This window comes from Halomonas sp. E19 (genome assembly GCF_052439355.1).
GTDB lineage: Bacteria > Pseudomonadota > Gammaproteobacteria > Pseudomonadales > Halomonadaceae > Halomonas.
On sequence record NZ_JBNFWU010000001.1, the window covers coordinates 3,573,350 to 3,589,338 of the forward strand.

A 15,989-nucleotide genomic window follows, 5' to 3' on the forward strand; every position below is an offset into this window, starting at 1 on the left:
TGGAGCCTTTCGAGCCATGTAAAGAGGTGTGCGGCGATGCCCCTGCCCGATGACTTCCTGCCTGCCGAGGATCTGCCCGCCGCGCTCGTTGCGGTGCGCGACAAGGCGTGGCAGCGGCTCAGTGCCAGCCTGGCCCAGGCCGACAACTTGGCCGAGATGACCGGCCGAGAGCCTCCCTCGCTCGACTGGGAGGGGCTTGGTGAGGCGCGTCGCCGCCAGCTGGCCAGGGTGGTGGTGGTCTCTGACTTCGCCCTCGACACCCTGGTCCGCTACCCCGACTGGCTTTTGCACCTGGATGCCGGCGGCGAGCTCGACGCCGCGCCCGAGCCCGACACCCTCGCCGCCTGGCTGGAGGAGCGGCTGGAGGCCGCCGAGGACGAGGCCGCGCTGCATGCCGCGCTGCGGCGCTTTCGCCGCGCGCGCATGCTGGGCATCGTGTGGCGCGACCTGACCCGCCCTGCCGGCATCGACATGTGGGCCACCGCCGCCGCCGTGTCGCGGCTCGCCGAGGTGTGCCTGGAGGGCGCGCTGGGCTGGCTCGAGCGCCATCATGCGCCGCGCTGGGGGCGGCCGGCGCCGCGCGGTGACGGCAGCGAGCAGCGCCTGGTGGTGCTGGGGATGGGCAAGCTCGGCGCCGGCGAGCTCAATCTCTCGTCCGATATCGACCTGATCTTCGCCTTTCCCGAAAAGGGCGAGACCGTGGGCGGGCGCACCGCGCTCGCGCACCAGGAGTACTTCACCAAGCTGGGCCAGAAACTGATCGCCGCGCTGGATGCCATGACCGCCGACGGCTTCGTGTTCCGCGTCGACATGCGCCTGCGTCCGCTGGGCGAAGGCGGCCCGCTGGTCGGCAGCTTCAGCTCGCTGGCCGCCTACTACCAGGACCAGGGTCGCGAGTGGGAGCGCTACGCCCTGCTCAAGGCGCGGCCGGTGGCCGGCGATTGCCAGGCCGGGCGGGAGCTGCTGGCCCAGCTGCGCCCCTTCGTCTATCGCCGCTATCTCGATTTCGGCGCCATCGAGTCGCTGCGCGAGCTCAAGGCCCTGATCAACCGGGAAGTGAAGCGTCGCGGCATGCAGGCCAACATCAAGCTCGGCTCCGGCGGCATTCGCGAGGTGGAGTTCGTGGTGCAGGCGTTCCAGCTGATCCGCGGCGGGCGCGATACCGAGCTGCAGGTCACGTCGCTGCGCACCGCGCTGTCGCGGCTGCCCGAACTGGGGCTGCTGCCCCAGGCGGTGGTCGAGGAGCTGGAGCCCGACTACGTCTTCCTGCGCGACCTCGAGCATGTGCTGCAGGCGCGCGAGGATCGCCAGACCCAGAGCCTGCCCGACGATGCGCTGGACCGCGAGCGGGTGGCGCTGGCGCTCGACCAGGACGGCTGGCCGGCGCTGATGGCACGCCTGGACGAGGCACGCGAGCGTGTCAGGCGCCACTTCGATGCGGTGATCGCCGACCCCGAGGACGGGGCCGCGGAGAGCGACGAGGGCGCCGCGCCTGGCGGGCGAACGCTGGACGACTGGCGCACCCTGTGGAGCGGCGAGCTCGACGCCGACGAGGCCCAGGCCATGCTGGCCGAGGCGGGCTTCAGCGAGGCCGAGACGGCGCTGCGCCGCCTCTCGGGGCTGCGCCAGTCGCGCCAGGTGCAGAGCATGCAGCAGATCGGCCACGACCGCCTGAGCGCTCTGATGCCGCTGCTGCTCGACGCCGTGGCCCAGAGCGATGCGCCCGACACGGCGCTCGAGCGGGTGCTGCCGCTGATCGAGGCCGTGCTGCGGCGCACCGCCTACCTGGCGCTGCTGCGCGAGAATCCCGAGGCGCTGAGCCACCTGATGGGGCTGTGCGGCGCTAGCCCTGGATCGCCGAGCAGCTGGCGCGCTACCCGCTGCTGCTCGACGAGCTGCTGACCCCGGCAACGCTCTACACGCCGGCCGACAAGGCGCGCCTGGCCGACGAGCTGCGCCAGGCCCTGGCGCGCCTGCCCGAGGATGACGAGGAGGCGCAGCTGGAGGCGCTGCGGGTGTTCAAGCACGCCCATGTGCTGCGCGTGGCCGCCTCGGACATCGCCGGCACCCGCCACCTGATGAAGGTCAGCGACTACCTCACCTATATCGCGGAAGTGCTGCTCGATGCCGTGCTGGCCATGGCCTGGCGCCACCTGGTGCGCAAGCACGGCTACCCGCTGCGCCAAGACGGCTCGCGCGCCGGGGCCGAGCCGGAGTTCCTCATCGTCGGCTACGGCAAGCTCGGCGGGATCGAGCTGGGCTACGGTTCGGACCTGGACCTGGTGTTCATCCACGACGCCGACACCCAGGGCAGCACCGACGGGGCAAGGCCCATCGAAACGGCGCTGTTCTTCACCCGCCTGGGCCAGCGCATCATCCACCTGCTCACCGCGGTGACCCCGGCCGGCACGCTTTACGAGGTCGACATGCGCCTGCGTCCTTCCGGCAACGCCGGACTGCTGGTCAGCTCGCTGGCCGCCTTCGGCGACTATCAGCGCCGCGAGGCCTGGACCTGGGAGCACCAGGCGCTGGTCCGGGCTCGCGCCGTGGCGGGCCACGCCGGCCTGGCCGAAGGCTTCGATGCCATTCGCCGGGAGATCCTGGGCCGCCGGCGCGACCCCGAGGCGCTGCGCGAGGAAGTGGTGAAGATGCGCCACAAGATGCGCGAGCACCTGGGCGGCAAGGCGCAAGCGGGCGAGTTCGATATCAAGCACGATCCCGGCGGCATGGTCGACATCGAGTTCCTGTGCCAATTCGCGGTGCTCTCGCTGGGCCACGAGACGCCGGAGCTGCTGCGCTGGAGCGACAACATGCGCATCCTCGAAACCCTGGAGGCGACGCAGCGCCTGCCGGCCGAGGCGTGCCGGCGCCTGCGCGAGGCCTACCTGGCCCTGCGCAGCGCGGCCCACCGTGCCTCGCTGACCCGCGACACCACCCGCGGGCGCGATGCCGACTTCGCTGCTCACCGCCAGGCGGTGCGCGACGCCTGGCAGCAGCTGCTGGAGCCCAGCGCCTGAGCCTTTCCACGCCACCCAGAGAGATGCCATGAACAAGGTCCTGATCCTGCACGGCCCCAACCTCAACCTGCTGGGCACCCGCCAGCCGGAGATCTACGGCCACCAGACCCTCGACGACGTCAACCACGCGTTGTACGAGAAGGCGGCCATCAACGGCTGGGACATCAAGGCGCTGCAGAGCAACCACGAAGGGCAGCTGATCGACTGGATACAGGAGGCGCGGCTCGACGGCACGGCGGCGATCATCATCAACCCCGCCGCCTACACCCACACCTCGGTGGCCATCCTCGATGCGCTCAACGCCTTCGAGGGCAAGGTGATCGAGGTGCACCTTTCCAACGTGCACAAGCGCGAGGCGTTTCGCCACCACTCCTATGTCTCGCTGCGCGCCGACGGCGTGATCGCGGGGCTCGGCAGCCAGGGTTACCTGGCGGCGCTGGAGGCCGTGATCCGCGCCACCGAGGCCTGAGCGCCGGTGCTTCCTCGCGGGGTCTCCTTGATCGTGGCTCCCCGGGCTTCTGCCGGGCGCCTGGCCGGTGCGGTTCGCTGCGCCGGCCAGGCGCAGGCGCTTGCTTTAGTCCTGGCGCTCGGGCGCGCTGAGGCGCTCGATCAGGGCAAGGTGGGTGTGCAGCGTTTCGTGGGTCACCATCAGGTGATTGTTGAACTCATTCATGCGCGCGGCTTCCGCCGGCAGATTGCGCTCCAGGTAGGCGATCGCGGCCTGGTGTAGCCGGGCCTGGTAGGTCAGGTAAGCGTCGTCGAAAGCCTCGTCCTCCTGCTGTCGCAGCGCCTCATGGGCCTCCTGGTCGAAGGCCTCGGCCGGCCCCGCTTCGCCCGACCTCGGGTCTTCCTCGGCTTCTTCAAGCCATTCGGCAAGGATGCCATGGTTGCGTCGCAGGGTGTTGGCCAGCGCCCCGATCTCGTCTCGCTCCGCCCGCTCCTCGGCCAGTTCGGCAAGCTCCGCCTGGTGCTGATGCAGCGCATACAGGGCAGCGGCCACCTCGCGGCGATCGACCTCCGCCAGCGCTTGCAGGGGGAGGGCCAGCAGAAGGGCGCAGGCACAAAATGCTGCCGTTCGTGCCATTGCTGAAAAATTACGTTTCATTCCCGCTCTCCTGGGACAAAAACGATTCCGGTGGGTGACGTACCTCATTCAGGTTGCGTAACCCGCTGATGCTTCCTATGGTAGTACATGACGCCACGCTTCGGTGTAGTTTTATGGAACGAACAATGCAAAAGATCGGCAGACCTCCCAAGCCGGAAACGCTGGAACAGCGGCAGGAAAAACGGCGGGAATTGGCCGTATTCCTCTTCCTGGCGGGCATTCTTTTTCCGATTCTTGCGGTCATCCTGGTTTCCGGCTACGGCTTTGCGGTGTGGATGCTGCAGCTGGTGACCGGCCCGCCCGGACCGCCTGGTTGAGTACGATTGGCTGGTGAAGAAGCACGAATAATCAAGATCATGATAATAGGCCAGGATGGCCACCCCTGATGAATCGAGATCCTTGCCATGTCAGCCATCGATCCGTCGCGCCGCGCCTTCCTGCGCGGTCACCCAAGGCCTGAGCCGGCGCTGCGGCCGCCCTGGGCACGCGACGAAGCCTCTTTCGTCCGACACTGCGTGCAGTGCGGCGACTGCCTAAAGGCCTGCGAGATGCAGGTGCTGCGCGCCGGCGACGGCGGTTTCCCCGAGGTCGACTTCAGCCGCGGCGAATGCACCTTCTGTCGTGCCTGCGTCGACGCCTGCCACGCTCCTGCCTTCGACCTTTCACCCGATGCCTCACCCTGGCAGGTTGTGGCCACGATCGGCGATGCCTGCCTCGGGCGCCAGGGCGTCTATTGCAAGAATTGTGGTGAGGCCTGCGAGACTGGGGCCATTCACTTCGTCTTCAATCAACGGCGCATGCCGGAGCCCATCGTGGAGAGCGACGCCTGTACCGGCTGTGGTGCCTGTGTGGCCCACTGTCCGGTTCAGGCGGTGAAAATCGAGCCATATGGTCTGGCTGTGGCGGGATAAAAGGGAACCCTCATGCAAGAACAACAGCATATTTCAAGCCTAATCGCCCAGGTAAAGCCGGAGGTTGTCGAGGCCATCGTCACCCAGTGCAAGGTGCTCGAGAATGTCGATGTGCCTGTCGTCGACCCGCTGGGGAAGCTGGTGGTGTTGCTTGAAATGCCATCGCAACGAAGGATTGTCGAGTTCATCGACTGGCTGCAGGAGAGGCCGGGCGTGCTGTCGGTCAACCTGGTTTACCACCATGTCGAATCGGCCGAAGAACTGGATCGGGAGATAGGGGAGATAGCGGGATGACGCTCACAAGACGCGATTTCATCAAGACTTCGGCCGTGGCCACGGCAGTAACGGCGGCAGGCATGTCGGGTGCGACCCAGGCCCAGAACATCGTCACCGATGCGCAGCAGACCCAGCTCAAGTGGTCGAAGGCGCCGTGCCGCTTCTGCGGCGTGGGCTGCGGTGTCAACGTGGCGGTGCGCGACAACCAGGTGGTGGCGACCCACGGTGACATGCAGTCGCCGGTCAACCGTGGCGTCAACTGCATCAAGGGCTACTTCCTGTCGAAGATCATGTACGGCGAGGATCGCCTGACTCAGCCGCTGCTGCGTAAGCGCAACGGCGAGTACCACAAGGAGGGCGAGTTCACCCCGGTGAGCTGGGACGAGGCCTTCGATGTCATGGCCGAGAAGTACAAGGCCGCGCTGCGCGAGAAGGGCCCCAACGCCATCGGCATGTTTGGTTCGGGACAGTGGACGATCTGGGAAGGCTACGCCGCCAACAAGCTGATGAAGGCGGGCTTTCGCTCCAACAACATTGATCCCAACGCACGCCACTGCATGGCCTCCGCGGTGTTCGGCTTCATGCGTACCTTCGGCTCCGACGAACCGATGGGCTGCTACGAAGACATCGAGGCGGCAGATGCCTTCGTGCTGTGGGGCGCCAACATGGCCGAGATGCACCCGATCCTGTGGACCCGCATCACCGACCGGCGGCTCTCTTCCCCACGTTCGGGTGTCGGTGCTCTCCACCTTCGAGCATCGCTCCTTCGAGCTGGCCGACCAGCCGATCATCTTCACCCCCAGGCCGACCTCGCCATCCTCAACTACATCCAGCGCTACATCATCGAGAACGACCGGGTGAACTGGGATTTCGTCAACGAGCACGTGCGCTTCATGGAGGGCAATGTCGACATCGGCTACGGCCTGCGCCCCGAGCATCGCCTGGAGCTGGCGGCGGCCAATGCCCGCGACAGTGCGGGTGCGCGCGACATCGACTTCGAGCGCTATCGGGAGTTTCTGCAGCAGTACGATGCCGAGATGGTGACCGCGCTTTCCGGTGTGCCCAAGCGCCAGCTCGATGCCCTGGCCGAACTCTATGCCGACCCCGATACCAAGGTGATGTCGTTCTGGACCATGGGCTTCAACCAGCACACCCGCGGGGTGTGGGCGAACAACATGATCTACAACATCCACCTGCTGACCGGGAAGATCTCCACCCCGGGCAACAGCCCCTTCTCGCTCACCGGCCAGCCCTCGGCCTGTGGCACGGCGCGCGAGGTGGGCACCTTCTCGCACCGCCTGCCCGCCGACATGGTGGTCACCAACGACTACCACCGGCGCTACGCCGAGGAGATCTGGCGGGTGCCGGAGGGCACCATCCAGGCGCAGCCCGGGGCGCATGCGGTACTGCAGAATCGCATGCTCAAGGATGGCGAGATCAACGTCTACTGGGTGCAGTGCAACAACAACGTCCAGGCGGCAGCCAATCTGGTCGAAGAGACCTATCCGGGCTATCGCAACCCGGACAACTTCATCATCGTCTCCGACGCCTACCCCACCGTGACCGCCGAGGTGGCCGACCTGATCCTGCCCGCCGCCATGTGGGTGGAAAAGGAGGGTGCCTACGGCAACGCCGAGCGGCGCACGCAGTTCTGGCAGCAGATGGTCACCGCGCCCGGTGAGGCGCGCTCCGACCTGTGGCAGCTGATGGAATTTTCCAAACGCTTCGACATCGAGGAGGTGTGGCCGCAGGAGTTCCTCAACGCCAATCCGGATTTCCGCGGCAAGACCCTCTATGAAGTGCTGTTCCGCAACGGCCAGGTGGACGCCTTCGGACTCGATGAGCTGAATCCCGAGTTCGACAACGACGAGTCCCACCACTTCGGCTTCTACGTGCAGAAGGGCCTGTTCGAGGAGTACGCCCGCTTCGGCCGCGGCAAGGGCAAGGACCTGGATTATTTCGACAGCTACCACCAGAGCCGCGGCAAGCTGTGGCCGGTGGTCGATGGCCAGGAGACCCGCTGGCGCTACAACGGTGACCACGACCCGTACGTGGAGGAGGGGCGCCAGTTCCACTTCTATGCCCAGCCCGACGGCCGCGCGATCATCTATGCCGTGCCCTACGAGCCGCCCGCCGAGGCGCCGAGCGAAGAGTTTCCTCTGTGGCTGGTGACGGGGCGCGTGCTGGAACACTGGCACTCCGGCTCGATGACCCGGCGGGTGCCCGAGCTGCACCGGGCCTACCCGCAGGCGGTGGTCTACATGCATCCTGAGGATGCGCAGGCGCTCGGCGTCAGGCGCGGCAGCGAGGTGCGCATCGTCAGCCCGCGCGGCGACATGCATACCAGGGTCGAGACGCGCGGGCGCAACCGCATGCCCCGCGGCGTGGTGTACGTGCCCTGGTTCGATGCCAGCCAGCTGATCAACAAGGTCACGCTGGATGCCACCGATCCCATCTCCAAGCAGACGGACTTCAAGAAGTGCGCCTGCCGAATCGAGGCCGTCTAAGGGGAGGTGATCATGAGACTGCTGACGATAGTGGTGTGTGCGAGCGCTTTCTTCCTGCTCGCCCTCAACAGCGTAGCGGCGGAAGGTGAGCTTGACGCCCTGCGCGCCAATGTACCGCTGCTGCAGGAGCCGACGCCGGAGCCGCTGTACCAGGTGCAGGACCGCAGCCGGCGGCCGGCGCGCGAGTACCCCATGCAGCCACCGACCATTCCGCACCGCATCGACAACTACCAGGTAGACCTGAATGCCAATCGCTGCATGGCCTGCCATGCGCGCAGCCGCGTTGGCGAGACTCAGGCCATCATGGTTAGCGTCACGCACTACATGGACCGGGAAGGCAACTTCCTCGGCGAGCTGTCGCCGCGCCGCTACTTCTGCATGCAGTGCCATGTGCCGCAGACGGATGCGCCCTCACGGGTCGGCAACACCTTCGTGGACATGGACGAACTGATCCGTGGCCAACGCGCCAGAAGCGAGTGAGGAGAGACCATGTTCAAGCGGATCGGCGGCTTTCTCAGGGGTTTCTGGCGAGTCTTCCGCTCGCCGAGCGGCTACTACAGCCTGGGCTTTCTCACCGTGGGCGGCTTCATCGGCGGCGTGCTGTTCTGGGGCGGCTTCAACACCGCCATGGAGGCCACCAATACCGAGCAGTTCTGCATCAGCTGCCATGAGATGGAGTCGAACGTCTACCAGGAGATCATGCCTACCATCCACTACACCAACCGCTCGGGCGTGCGTGCGATCTGTTCGGATTGCCACGTGCCGCACAACTGGACCGACAAGATGGCGCGCAAGATGCAGGCCTCCAAGGAAGTGTGGGGACACATCTTCGGCGTCATCGATACCCGCGAGAAGTTCCTCGACCACCGGCTCGAGATGGCCTCGCGCGAGTGGCGGCGGCTCGAGGCTAACGACTCGCTGGAGTGTCGCAACTGCCACGATGAGCAGGCCATGGACTTCACCCGGCAGAGCCCGCGGGCGGCGGCGGCGCACCAGCGCGGACTGGTGGAGGGCGATGCGACCTGTATCACCTGCCACAAGGGCATCGCCCATGAGCTGCCGGACATGGCCGGCGTACACGGCTGGTAATCAGCGGCAGGATGCCGCAGGAGGGTAGGGAGATGTGCAATCGCAAGGGAAAGGTGGCGCTGGCCGCCGTGCTGGCGCTAGGGGCCTCGTCGGCCGCCTTCGGCCAGGACCCGTTCCTCGAGCCGGGCCAGCCGGGCTCGGTGGCCGATGAAGCGCAGATCGGCACCATCGAAGCGCGCACCGATGGGCTTGGGGTCGAGCGGCTTGATCCGCAGCAGGACATGCATGGTGCCGCGCAGCGCGACGAGCGGATTTCCGGTGACGGCACCGGACCGGGCTTCGACCCGCAGCAAGGCCGGGCGGGAAGCGGCCATGGCGGTAACGACCGGGATGTGAACGACCGGGGCGGTAACGAGCAGGGTGGAGGCGGCCAGGGAGAAAATGGCCAGCAACGCCCGCCGCATTCCAACGGCGACGACGCGTCGCCCTACCGCGACCTGGAGCCGGATGACCCTGGCCTGGAGGAGCCCCGCCGGCCGATCCGGCCGGGGCAGAGGAGCAGACCGAGGACCGGAACCGCTCCTCGTGAACGACCCGCGCCACCCGAGGCCTTCTCGGCGTGGTGCGTCCCCTTCCCTGCCGCCATCACCTTAGCCGGACCTTCACCTGCAGGGTGCTCGCCGCCAGGCCTTGCTGACCGGCCTTGCTGCCGATCTTTCCGCAAGCTCGTTTCTGGCGAGAGCTGCTCTGTCAGAAAGTCGGCGTCTAGCGGCGCATTGCGCTCAGCTCACCGTCAGGCGCACCTGGCGTGCCTTCTCCTGCAGCAGCGGCAGGTAGCGCTGCAGCAGGGTCGGGTAGTCGACCCGCGCCGCGTTGGTGCTGATGTTGATCCCGCCCAGCAGCTTGCCGTTGGCGTCGAAGGCGGGCACCGCCAGCGAACGCAGCCCCGGATCCAGCTCCTGGTCGACGATGGCGTAGCCCTGCTGGCGCACTTCGACGATGCGCCGCCTGAGCTCCGCCTTGTCCACCACGGTGTGCTCGGTGAAGCGTTCAAGCCGCGTACGTTCAAGGAATCGTTCCAGCTCCGGCTCCGGCAGCTTGCGCCAGCAGCACGCGGCCCAGCGAAGTGTGGGCGGCCGGCAGGCGGCTGCCCACCGACAGGGTGATTGCCAGCAGGCGGTGGCTCGCCGCCGAGCGCGCCACGTAGATCACCTCGTCGCCCTCCAGTACGCCCAGCGAGGCGGACTCGCCGATCTCCGCGGTGATCTCCTCAAGCACCTGCTGGATGACGCTGCGGTAATTGTTGGCCGAAAGGTAGGCGTAGCCGAGCTGGAGCACCTTGGGGGCCAGCTCGAAGTCGCGCCCCTGCTTTCGCATGTAGCCCAGGGCATGCAGGGTCAGCAGGAAGCGACGTGCCTTGGCGCGGTTCATGCCGGTGCGTGTGGCTACCTCGCTCAGCGTCATGCGCGGGTGCGCCTCGTCAAAGGCCTGAATCACCTCCAGCCCGCTGGCCAGGGCGGCCACGAAGTCTCGATCGTCCGGGCTCAATACGTCGTCTTGCATAGGGAGAGATCCTCTTCTCGTCTGGCGGATGGCATGGCGTGCGCGGCGAGACGATAACGCATTGATGTTCGATATGCGAACTACACGGCGAGTGGCAAATAGTTAGATAGCACCATGAAATACTCAATCGTTGTCGACTAAAGTCGGGGTTATGGCGGCGCGAGAGAAAGCAGTAACCTCGTTATGTATTGCGAATATGTGTACGAATAGCGAACAAATAACCAGCACATAAGGTGGCGTCAATGAAGAACATCGTAAAAGCAGCGTGCCTGGCAGCTTGCAGCAGCAGCTTGGTTCTGGGAGTTTCCCTCTCGACAGCCAGTGCGAACGAGTGGCCCACCGATGACGTACGCCTGGTTGTGCCTTACGCACCTGGCGGCACGACCGATGTCCTCTCACGCCGCGTTGCGGACCTGCTGCAAGACGAGCTCGGTGCCAATGTCATCGTAGAGAACCGCCCCGGTGCAGGTTCCACGGTGGCTACTGCTCGTCTGGCACGTGGCGGTCGCGATGCGAGCCATACCATTCTTATGGCCTCGCCCGGGCATACCATCGGAGCGGCGATCTATCCCGACCTGACCTACGATCCGGTCGAGGATTTCGTCTTCCTGCAGAATCTGATCGATATTCCCAACGTGATGGTGGTGCCGGCCAGCAGCCCCTATGACAGCGTCGAGGCGTTTATCGAGGCGGCACGCGAGCAGAACATGACCTTCAGCCACAGCGGCGTGGGCAGCTCCATTCATATGTCGGGCGAGCTGTTCAAGACGCTGACCGAGACCAACCTGACCGCCGTGCCGTTTGCCGGCAGCGGTGCGGCGCTTCCGGCCCTGCTCGGGGGCGATGTCGACGTCTCCTTCGAGAACATGCCGACCGTGCTCTCCCATATTCGTTCCGGTGATCTGCGAGCTTTGGCCGTGACATCTGCCGAGCGCTCCGAGCACCTTCCTGACGTCCCGACCCTAGCCGAAATTGGCGAATACAACCTCGATCAGTTCGTGACCACCGCCTGGTTTGGCTTGATTGCCCATGAATCCTTCTCCCAGGCCGCCCAGGACGCCATGCATGAGGCGCTTGGTGGCGTCATGCAGCGCGAAGAATTCCTCAATTTTGCCAACCAACTGGGGGCCGAGCCCGGCCAAGTGGCCGACGAAGAGTTCAAGCAGTTCATCGCCCAAGAAGTGGAACGCTGGCAAGAGGTGGCTGAGCAAGCAGGCATCAGCCAGTAAGAGTTGAACTGTTGTGACGCTTCGTCGAGGCGGGGTTCCCACCCCGCCTCGACCGTCCACTCTGGAGGGGCTTATGTCGACCTCGTTTCCCTCGCGTATCAGGGCGATTCGTGATCCCGTCGATGTGCTCTCGGGATGCGTTCTGCTGTCTGCTTCCGCCTTTCTTCTCTTCTACCTTGTGCCGAATTACATCAGCGAACCGCCTTTCTTACAAAGCCCGATGATGTCGCCTCGGTGGCTGCCTCGTATTGTCGGCTGGATGCTGCTCGGTTTTTCCTTGCTGCTGATCGTGCAGGGGCTGCTGGTGGACAACACCGACAAGGAGGATGGGCGCCGCATCGAGAAGGGGCCCCGGCTGCGTTTCGCCATGATGGCAGCGGCGCTGGTCGTCTACGTGACGCTGTTCGAGGCGCTGGGGGCGGTGATCAGCGGCATCCTGGCCACCTTGATCCTGTTTGCGGCTCACCCGGTCAGGACCTGGTGGGTCTACAGCCTGGCTTTCGTTTTCCCTGCCGCCGTCGCCTTCGTCTTCGTGAAGGTCATGAACGTGCCGCTGCCGCTGATGCCGTTCTGACGGCAGGCGCTACTGCCCCTGGGTAAATGCATGGATATGTTTTCGGAAGTGCTCCATCTCTTTCTCAGCCTGGACAACTTCCTGGCCATTGCGCTGGGGGTCGTCATCGGCGTCGTGGTCGGCTCGATTCCAGGGCTGACCGCCACCATGGCAGTCGCGCTGGCGCTGCCGTTCACCTTCACCATGGAGCCGGTGGCGGCCATTCTGCTGCTGGTGGGCATCTACAAGGGCGGCATGTACGGCGGCTCGATCACCGCCATCCTGATCCGCACCCCGGGCTCGCCGGCATCCGCCTGTACGCTGCTCGACGGCTACCCCATGGCCCAGCAGGGCCACGCCAAGAAGGCGCTGAAGACGGCGCTCTACTCCTCGGTGATTGCCGACTTCATCTCCAACATTGCGCTGATCTTCTTCGCCGCCTACCTGGCCAAGATCGCGCTAAACTTCGGCGCCCCCGAGTTCTTCTGGCTGATCTGCTTCTCGCTGACCATCATCATCTCGCTGGCCAGCGGCTCGATGATCAAGGGCCTGCTCGCCGCCTTGATGGGCATCCTGCTCTCGCTGGTGGGACTGGACGAGGTCTACGGCTCCCAGCGGTTGACCTTCGGCAACTACAACCTGATGGATTCGATCTCGTTCATCCCGCTGCTGATCGGGCTGTTCGCCATTCCCGAGATCATCGAGTTCTATCGCAAGAAGGCGCTGCCGCACCTCAAGGCCAAGGCCAGCGGGGTGGGCATGACCCTGGCGGAGCTCAAGCGCTGCCTGAAGAGCATCATTCGCGGCAGCCTGATCGGCGTGATCATCGGCGCGATTCCCGGCACCGGGGCCACCGCCGCGGCCTTCATCTCCTACAGCGACGCCCGCCGCCGCTCGCCCAACCGCGACAACTTCGGCAAGGGCGAGGTGGAAGGCGTGGCCGCCGCCGAGGCGGGCAACAACGGGGTGGCCGGGGCGACCATGATTCCGCTGCTGTCGCTGGGCATTCCCGGCGACGTGATCACCGCCATCATCCTCGGCGCCTTCATGGTCCACGGCCTGACCCCGGGCCCGATCATGTTCCAGGAGAACCTGACGCTGATCTACGCGCTGTTCGTCGGCATCATGTTCAGTTCGCTGGTGCTGCTGGTGGTGGGCAACGGGGCGATCAAGTACTTCTCGCTGATCGCCGACATTCCCAAGTCGATCCTCTTTCCCATCGTGCTGATGTTTTGCGTCTACGGCGCCTACGCGGTGAACAACGACACCTTCGACGTGTGGCTGATGCTGGGCTTCGGCGTGCTCGGCTACATCTTCAACCGGGCGGCGATTCCGGCGGCACCGTTCTTGATCGGCTTCATTCTCGGGCCGATGTTCGAGGACAACCTGCGCCGCTCGCTGCTGATCGGGCACAACGATCTCGCTATCTTCGTGCGCGGTCCGATCACCTGGTTCTTCATCGCCCTGACGCTGGGCTCGATCCTGCTGGCGCTGTATCGCTACGCCGCGGCGCGCCGCCAGTCCGCCCGCAGCGGCACGACCCAGGAGACGCCTTGAGCACCGCGCACGGGCACCACCAAAGCGAGCGGAGACGATGACATGGCGGGACCGCTGACAGGCCTGCGCGTGCTCGACCTGAGCCGGGTGATGGCCGGGCCCTGGTGCACCCAGATACTCGCCGACATGGGCGCCGAGGTGATCAAGATCGAGCGCCCGGTGAGCGGCGACGATACGCGCCACTGGGGACCGCCCTGGCTCAAGGATCGCGACGGCAACGAGACCCGCGAATCCGCCTACTATCTCTCGGCCAACCGCGGCAAGCACTCGGTGACCGTGGACATGGGCCAGCCCGAAGGGCAGGCGCTGATCCGCGAGCTGGCCGCCCAGAGCGACATCCTGGTGGAGAACTTCAAGCGCGGCGGGCTGGCGCGCAAGGGGCTCGACTACGCCACCCTGGAAGCCATCAATCCCGGGCTGATCTACTGCTCCATCACAGGCTTCGGCCAGACCGGGCCGATGGCCGCCCTGGCCGGCTACGACTACCTGATCCAGGCCCAGGGCGGCCTGATGAGCATCACCGGCGCCGCCGACGGCGAACCCGGCGCGGGACCGCAGCGAGTCGGCATGGCCGTAGCGGACCTTACCACCGGCATGAACGCGACCATCGCCATTCTCGGCGCGCTGCACCATCGTCACCTGACCGGCGCAGGGCAGTACATCGACATGGCCCTGCTCGACGTGCAGGTGAGCTGGCTGGCCAACCAGGCACAGAACTACTTCTGCAGCGGTACGCCACCCACCCGCACCGGCGAGTATCACCCCAACCTGGTGCCCTATCAGCCGTTTCCCACCGCCGACGGCGAGAAGGTGATCATCGCCATTGGCAACGATGGCCAGTTCCAGCGCTTCTGCCAGGCGGTGGGGCGGCCTGAGCTGGCCGAGGCCCTGCGCTTTGCGACCAATCCCGAGCGGGTCCGGCATCGCCTCGAGCTGGTACCGATCATGGTCGAGATCACCCGCAGCCGTACCGCCGCCGAATGGATCTCACTGCTGGGCGAGATCGCCGTGCCCTGCGGGCCGATCCAGAACATCGCCCAGGTCTTCGACGACCCCCAGGTCAAGGCGCGGGAAATGAAGATCGAGCTGGAGTCGCGCCACGGGCCGGTGCCCGGCGTGGCCAACCCGATCAAGTACTCGCGTACGCAGCTGGAGTATCGCAAGGCACCGCCGGCACTGGGCGAGGATACCGAGGCCGTGCTGGCGCGGCTGCTCGGCAAGGCGCCGGCGGAGATCGCCGAGTTGCGCCAGCGCGGAGTGATCTAGCGCGGATCAGCCGACGCTGACGCCGCCGCAGACGAACAGGGTCTGGCCGGTGACGAAACCGCTGCGCTCGTCGCAGAAGAAGCTCACCGCCTGGGCCACGTCTTCGGGCTGGCCCATGCGCCGCGCCGGGATGTTGTCGATGATGCGTTGTGCGCGCTCCGAATCCGGCGGGTTGTTCTCCCAGAAGGCGCTGGTGGCGATGGGACCGGGGGCGACGCAGTTGACCGTGATGCCGTCGCCGGCCAGCTCCAGCGCCCAGGTGCGGGCCATGGATTGCAGCGCGCCCTTAGTCGCGCTGTAGAGGCTGCGGGCCTCCTTGCCCAGCACCACGCGGCTGGCATTGATCACGATACGGCCGTGGCGCCGCTCGCGCATGCCCGGCAGCAGTGCCTGGGTGCACACCAGCGCCGAGCGCACGTTGAGGTGCATCAGGCGATCGAAGTCCTCCACTCGCGTATCGTCGAGCAGCGCCGGCGCGACGATCCCCACGTTATTGACCAGGCAGCCTACGCTGTGAGCCGCGACGATCTCGGCCAGCACCGCGCGGGTGGCCTCCACGTCGCTTAGATCGACGCGGCGTGCATCGGCCTTCAGCGACTCGGCCTCGGGCTCGACGATGTCCAGCACGAGGGTGCGATAGCCGTCACGCTGCAGGCGCAGGGCGATGGCCTGGCCGATGTTGCGGCTCCCCCGGTGACGACGGCGCAGGATTCGGTCATGTCGGGTCCTTACAGAGCTGGGGAAGGGGTAATGCATCGCCATTCATGTGCGTAATGCGTACATTAGTTCGTTTTCGTTTAGACATTGCGCTCTGCCTCGATTCCCCTCAATGCGACCTTCGTCTCAGGTGGCCAGTGCCGTCACCTTAAATAACCCTCTACCGTCGCGGTGGGTGCCGGCACTATGGGCGTGAGGCCGAACAAGATGTCCTTTTTTCACGTAACTTATTGACGCTAAAAAGTGCTTGAGAGCAAGG

14 protein-coding genes and 2 pseudogenes are annotated in these 15,989 nt (G+C 65.7%); 12 read left to right on the forward strand and 4 right to left on the reverse strand.

Going from position 1 to position 15,989, the window contains the following annotated elements; genetic code table 11:
• The first annotated feature begins 36 nt into the window (after window positions 1–36).
• Window positions 37–3,017 (forward strand): annotated as a pseudogene (gene glnE, locus ACUDAL_RS18770) (bifunctional [glutamate--ammonia ligase]-adenylyl-L-tyrosine phosphorylase/[glutamate--ammonia-ligase] adenylyltransferase).
• Window positions 3,018–3,045: 28 nt separating this feature from the next.
• On the forward strand, window positions 3,046–3,486 hold the full coding sequence (aroQ, locus tag ACUDAL_RS18775; protein WP_444679197.1) for a type II 3-dehydroquinate dehydratase: 441 nt from the start codon (window positions 3,046–3,048) through the stop codon (window positions 3,484–3,486).
• Between the two features lie 105 nt (window positions 3,487–3,591).
• On the opposite strand, the gene ACUDAL_RS18780 is transcribed toward aroQ, so the two are convergent.
• Window positions 3,592–4,122, reverse strand: coding sequence for a DUF4142 domain-containing protein (locus tag ACUDAL_RS18780; RefSeq protein ID WP_444679198.1), 531 nt, complete (start codon window positions 4,120–4,122; stop codon window positions 3,592–3,594).
• Between the two features lie 125 nt (window positions 4,123–4,247).
• On the opposite strand from ACUDAL_RS18780, the gene napE reads away from it, so the two are divergent.
• From napE to ACUDAL_RS18810, 6 genes are all read left to right on the forward strand, one after another.
• Window positions 4,248–4,439, forward strand: a complete 192-nt coding sequence (napE, locus tag ACUDAL_RS18785; RefSeq protein ID WP_444679199.1) for a periplasmic nitrate reductase, NapE protein — start codon at window positions 4,248–4,250, stop codon at window positions 4,437–4,439.
• Between the two features lie 87 nt (window positions 4,440–4,526).
• Window positions 4,527–5,033 (forward strand): ferredoxin-type protein NapF, encoded by a 507-nt coding sequence (gene napF, locus ACUDAL_RS18790; protein ID WP_444679200.1) that lies wholly within the window; start codon window positions 4,527–4,529, stop codon window positions 5,031–5,033.
• Window positions 5,034–5,045: 12 nt separating this feature from the next.
• Window positions 5,046–5,327, forward strand: a complete 282-nt coding sequence (locus ACUDAL_RS18795) for a chaperone NapD (RefSeq protein WP_444679201.1) — start codon at window positions 5,046–5,048, stop codon at window positions 5,325–5,327.
• On the forward strand, window positions 5,324–7,816 hold the full coding sequence (gene napA / locus ACUDAL_RS18800; protein WP_444679202.1) for a nitrate reductase catalytic subunit NapA: 2,493 nt from the start codon (window positions 5,324–5,326) through the stop codon (window positions 7,814–7,816). Before ACUDAL_RS18795 ends, napA begins: the two co-directional genes overlap by 4 nt.
• A 12-nt stretch (window positions 7,817–7,828) precedes the next feature.
• Window positions 7,829–8,296: a nitrate reductase cytochrome c-type subunit gene (locus tag ACUDAL_RS18805; RefSeq protein ID WP_444679203.1), complete on the forward strand. Its 468-nt coding sequence runs from the start codon at window positions 7,829–7,831 to the stop codon at window positions 8,294–8,296.
• 9 nt (window positions 8,297–8,305) lie between these two features.
• A complete protein-coding gene (locus tag ACUDAL_RS18810) occupies window positions 8,306–8,905 on the forward strand; it encodes a cytochrome c3 family protein (protein ID WP_444679204.1) in 600 nt (199 codons plus the stop codon).
• 77 nt (window positions 8,906–8,982) lie between these two features.
• Here the strand turns inward: ACUDAL_RS18810 and ACUDAL_RS18815 are convergent, their stop codons facing one another.
• Window positions 8,983–9,297 carry a hypothetical protein gene (locus ACUDAL_RS18815; protein WP_444679205.1) on the reverse strand — a complete coding sequence of 105 codons (315 nt, stop codon included), beginning with the start codon at window positions 9,295–9,297 and terminating at the stop codon, window positions 8,983–8,985.
• A gap of 330 nt (window positions 9,298–9,627) precedes the next feature.
• Window positions 9,628–10,408, reverse strand: a pseudogene (locus ACUDAL_RS18820) (IclR family transcriptional regulator domain-containing protein).
• Between the two features lie 242 nt (window positions 10,409–10,650).
• On the opposite strand from ACUDAL_RS18820, the gene ACUDAL_RS18825 reads away from it, so the two are divergent.
• The 4 genes from ACUDAL_RS18825 to ACUDAL_RS18840 all read left to right on the forward strand — a co-directional run bounded on the left by ACUDAL_RS18825 (window position 10,651) and on the right by ACUDAL_RS18840 (window position 15,013).
• Entirely contained in the window at window positions 10,651–11,637 is a 987-nt protein-coding gene (locus ACUDAL_RS18825) for a Bug family tripartite tricarboxylate transporter substrate binding protein (RefSeq protein ID WP_444679206.1), read from the forward strand.
• A 73-nt stretch (window positions 11,638–11,710) separates the two neighbouring features.
• A complete protein-coding gene (locus ACUDAL_RS18830; RefSeq protein WP_444679207.1) occupies window positions 11,711–12,211 on the forward strand; it encodes a tripartite tricarboxylate transporter TctB family protein in 501 nt (166 codons plus the stop codon).
• A gap of 30 nt (window positions 12,212–12,241) precedes the next feature.
• Window positions 12,242–13,747, forward strand: coding sequence for a tripartite tricarboxylate transporter permease (locus tag ACUDAL_RS18835; protein WP_444679208.1), 1,506 nt, complete (start codon window positions 12,242–12,244; stop codon window positions 13,745–13,747).
• 42 nt (window positions 13,748–13,789) lie between these two features.
• Window positions 13,790–15,013 carry a CaiB/BaiF CoA transferase family protein gene (locus ACUDAL_RS18840; protein WP_444679209.1) on the forward strand — a complete coding sequence of 408 codons (1,224 nt, stop codon included), beginning with the start codon at window positions 13,790–13,792 and terminating at the stop codon, window positions 15,011–15,013.
• Between the two features lie 6 nt (window positions 15,014–15,019).
• Here the strand turns inward: ACUDAL_RS18840 and ACUDAL_RS18845 are convergent, their stop codons facing one another.
• The gene (locus ACUDAL_RS18845; RefSeq protein ID WP_444679210.1) at window positions 15,020–15,775 is read right to left on the reverse strand and encodes an SDR family NAD(P)-dependent oxidoreductase; all 756 of its coding nucleotides are present in this window, start codon (window positions 15,773–15,775) and stop codon (window positions 15,020–15,022) included.
• Between the last annotated feature and the right edge of the window lie 214 nt (window positions 15,776–15,989).

Bases quoted from the DNA above. Each gene is read 5' to 3' on its own strand.
- ACUDAL_RS18845 (WP_444679210.1), bottom strand. From the start codon at position 15,775: ATGGCGATGCATTACCCCTTCCCCAGCTCTGTAAGGACCCGACATGAC.
- ACUDAL_RS18810 (WP_444679204.1), top strand. From the start codon at position 8,306: ATGTTCAAGCGGATCGGCGGCTTTCTCAGGGGTTTCTGGCGAGTCTTC.
- napE (WP_444679199.1), top strand. From the start codon at position 4,248: ATGCAAAAGATCGGCAGACCTCCCAAGCCGGAAACGCTGGAACAGCGG.
- ACUDAL_RS18835 (WP_444679208.1), top strand. From the start codon at position 12,242: ATGGATATGTTTTCGGAAGTGCTCCATCTCTTTCTCAGCCTGGACAAC.
- napA (WP_444679202.1), top strand. From the start codon at position 5,324: ATGACGCTCACAAGACGCGATTTCATCAAGACTTCGGCCGTGGCCACG.
- ACUDAL_RS18805 (WP_444679203.1), top strand. From the start codon at position 7,829: ATGAGACTGCTGACGATAGTGGTGTGTGCGAGCGCTTTCTTCCTGCTC.
- aroQ (WP_444679197.1), top strand. From the start codon at position 3,046: ATGAACAAGGTCCTGATCCTGCACGGCCCCAACCTCAACCTGCTGGGC.
- ACUDAL_RS18825 (WP_444679206.1), top strand. From the start codon at position 10,651: ATGAAGAACATCGTAAAAGCAGCGTGCCTGGCAGCTTGCAGCAGCAGC.
- ACUDAL_RS18780 (WP_444679198.1), bottom strand. From the start codon at position 4,122: ATGAAACGTAATTTTTCAGCAATGGCACGAACGGCAGCATTTTGTGCC.
- ACUDAL_RS18830 (WP_444679207.1), top strand. From the start codon at position 11,711: ATGTCGACCTCGTTTCCCTCGCGTATCAGGGCGATTCGTGATCCCGTC.
- ACUDAL_RS18840 (WP_444679209.1), top strand. From the start codon at position 13,790: ATGGCGGGACCGCTGACAGGCCTGCGCGTGCTCGACCTGAGCCGGGTG.
- ACUDAL_RS18795 (WP_444679201.1), top strand. From the start codon at position 5,046: ATGCAAGAACAACAGCATATTTCAAGCCTAATCGCCCAGGTAAAGCCG.
- napF (WP_444679200.1), top strand. From the start codon at position 4,527: ATGTCAGCCATCGATCCGTCGCGCCGCGCCTTCCTGCGCGGTCACCCA.